General features: G+C 61.9%; 3 protein-coding genes. All 3 read right to left on the bottom strand.

What is annotated here, in order from left to right:
- Positions 1-136, bottom strand: a 136-nt coding sequence (gene rplI / locus ACXJKH_RS21185; protein WP_457322323.1) for a 50S ribosomal protein L9, incomplete at its 3' end; no start/stop codon positions are given.
- A gap of 151 nt (positions 137-287) precedes the next feature.
- Positions 288-518: a 30S ribosomal protein S18 gene (gene rpsR / locus ACXJKH_RS21180; RefSeq protein WP_002804494.1), complete on the bottom strand. Its 231-nt coding sequence runs from the start codon at positions 516-518 to the stop codon at positions 288-290.
- Positions 519-529: 11 nt separating this feature from the next.
- A complete protein-coding gene (gene rpsF / locus ACXJKH_RS21175) occupies positions 530-967 on the bottom strand; it encodes a 30S ribosomal protein S6 (RefSeq protein ID WP_256774538.1) in 438 nt (145 codons plus the stop codon).
- Between the last annotated feature and the right edge of the window lie 50 nt (positions 968-1,017).

Raw genomic sequence — 1,017 nt, 5'->3', positions numbered from 1 at the left:
CGGCCACGTTGGTCGCGGTGGCCGGAACGGCCTTGCCGGTCGGGACGAGGAAGTTGCGGCCGTAGCCCGGCTTCACGTCGACCAGATCGCCCAGACCGCCGAGGTTGGTGACCTTCTGAAGAAGAATCAGCTTCATGGTGTAGCTCYAAAAATGTATTCGTTAGCGAGGCAAGGCCCCGCAGCGATGGCTGTCCGAATATCCGAACGGCAGACCTGGAAACCGCCCGACGCTTCGCAGCGCGGGCGGCCAGATCCGCGAAAGCGGCGACCGAAGCCGCCGGCTTTCATCAGACGTCGTGGTTGTCGGTGTACGGAATCAGGGCCAGGAAACGGGCGCGCTTGACGGCCGTTGCCAGCTGGCGCTGGTACTTCGACTTGGTACCGGTGACGCGGCTCGGCACGATCTTGCCGTTCTCGGTCAGGTACTGGCGCAGGGTGTTGAGATCCTTGTAATCGATCTCCTTGACACCTTCGGCCGTGAACTTGCAGAACTTGCGGCGACGGAAGAACTTGGACATGTCAGTGCTCCTTAAGCGGCCGAAGCGGCGTCTTCGCCGGCATCGGTGTCAGCGGCGGGGGTGGTTTCACCTTCTTCGTCATCACGACGACGACGCTCGCCACGCTCGGGCTTCTCGCCCTTCTCGTCCTTGCTCTTCATGATCAGCGACTGCTCGGTGTCAGCTTCGTCACGCTTGATGACGAGGTTGCGCAGCACGGCGTCGTTGAAGCGGAAGCTTTCCACCAGCTCGCTCAGCACGGCCTGGTCGCACTCGATGTTGAGCATGACGTAATGGGCCTTCACCAGGTTCTGGATCGGGTAGGCCAGCTGACGACGGCCCCAGTCTTCCAGACGGTGGATGGTGCCGCTGCCGTTCTCGACCAGCGCCTTGTAGCGCTCGATCATGGCCGGGACCTGTTCGCTCTGGTCCGGATGGACCAGGAACACGACTTCGTAATGACGACTCATGTGTTTTTACCTTTCGGATGTGGCCCGTTGAGGGCCGGACAGCCCCCCGC

The organism is Stenotrophomonas sp. P5_B8 (genome assembly GCF_054049855.1).
Note: the sequence above shows the minus strand (reverse complement) of the source record. Positions and strands in the feature narration are given on the sequence as shown.